Here is a 1,757-nt window from a genome sequence, read left to right as displayed (position 1 = left end):
CGCCGGCCTGGCCCCGGTCGCCGCCCGCTTGGCGCGGGATGGAGGGGCTGGAGGCGCACGCGCGGGCCGCGGACCTGAGGAGCGGACGATGAGGGCGACGCTGCAGTTCCTCCCCTTCAGGGGAGGGGGACCATGCGAAGCATGGTCGAGGAGCTTTACACCGAGCGCGGGGCTGACGCCCCTTCACCGCTTCGCGGTCCCCCTCCCCCGCCGGGGGAGGAACGCCGATGATCACCAATCTTCCCGCGCCCTTCCCGCCCCTCGTCGCGGGCGGCGACGGCCTGGACCGCTATCCGGCGAAGCCCGCCGCCCTGGCCGCCCGGCTGGGCGAGGTCTACGGCGTGGCGGCGGACCGGGTGCTGCCGGTCCGGGGCCTGACCCACGGGCTGGAGCTGGTGTTCCGCCTGGCCGCGCTGGAGGGCCAGCGGGTCGAGGCGCCCGACGCCGAGCCCTATCGCGCCCTGGAGAGTCTTTATCGCCGCCCGATCGCTGGAGCCGGGACCCTGGCGGTGATCGTGCGCGCCCTCGGCTCGCCCGAGGCGGTGGCCGAGATGGCCGGCCGGGTCGCCCCGGCCCTGCTCGTGGTGGACGAGGGAATGATCGAGTTCGCCGACGCGCCGTCGGCCGTCGGCGTGATCGAGGCGCACGCCAATCTGGTGGTGCTGCGCAGCCTGTCGCTGGCTTACGGCCTGGCGGGAGCTCGCATCGGCGCCGCCGTGGCCCAGCCGGAGACGCTGGCCCGGCTGGCGGCGGTGATGGAGCCCTACGCCCTGCCCGAGATCTCGGTGCAGCTGGCGTTGCAGGCGCTGGATCCGTCGCGGCTGATCGAGACGAAGGAACGCCTCGCCGCGGTGCGTCGGGAGCGGGACAGGCTGGCCAAGGCGCTGTCGCGCGAGATGCGGATCGAACCGGGCGCCGGACCCGTGCTGATCGCCCGGCCGGCGGAGCCCGAGGCCGTGGCGCGGGCGCTCATGGGCTACGGCGTGGCGGCGGAGCGCGACGGCGAAAGGGTCCGCCTGCCGGTGTCGGCCAAGGCGGAGATCAACGACCGCCTGCTGGCCGCCCTGGACCTGGCCCCCGCCTCCAGCCGTCCGAACCGGACCGGCGAGGCGGTGCGCGACACCAGGGAGACGCGGATCGTCTGCGCCGTCGACCTGGACGCGACCAGCCCGGTGTCGATCCGGACGGGCGTGGGTTTCTTCGACCACATGCTGGAGCAGGTGGCGGCGCACGGCGGCTTCTCGCTGCGGCTGGCCTGCGAGGGCGACCTGCACACCGATCCGCACCACACGATCGAGGATTCGGCCATCGCCCTGGGCCAGGCGCTGAAGCAGGCGTTGGGCGAGCGCCGGGGGATCGCGCGCTACGGCTTCGTCCTGCCGATGGACGAGGCGGAAGCCAAGGTGTCGATCGACCTGTCGGGGCGGCCCTATCCGGTTTTCGAGGGGACCTTTGCGACGCCTTTCCTCGGCGACTACCGCACCGATCTGACGGCCCATGTGTTCCGGTCGCTGGCCGAGCACCTGGGCGCGGCGATCCACGTCTCGGTGACCGGCGATGACGACCACCACAAGACCGAGGCTGTCTACAAGGCCTTCGGACGGGCGCTGCGCCAGGCGATCCGGATCGAGGGCGACGCCGTGCCCAGCACTAAGGGGGTGTTGTGATGAGCCTCGTCAATTCCTCCCCCAACGGGGGAGGGGGACCGCGAAGCGGTGGAGGGGTGTTGGACCGCGCTCGCTTCGACGCCCTCCACC

At 73.1% G+C, this 1,757-nt stretch carries 1 protein-coding gene; it reads left to right on the top strand.

Annotated features, from left to right (window positions below):
- Positions 1 to 227: 227 nt before the first annotated feature.
- The gene (gene hisB / locus AC2W7C_RS17475) at positions 228 to 1,667 is read left to right on the top strand and encodes an imidazoleglycerol-phosphate dehydratase HisB (RefSeq protein ID WP_486002506.1); all 1,440 of its coding nucleotides are present in this window, start codon (positions 228 to 230) and stop codon (positions 1,665 to 1,667) included.
- The last annotated feature ends 90 nt before the right edge of the window (positions 1,668 to 1,757 follow it).

The organism is Brevundimonas sp. CURTG3B2_SDJG (assembly GCF_057364705.1).
Note: the sequence above shows the minus strand (reverse complement) of the source record. Positions and strands in the feature narration are given on the sequence as shown.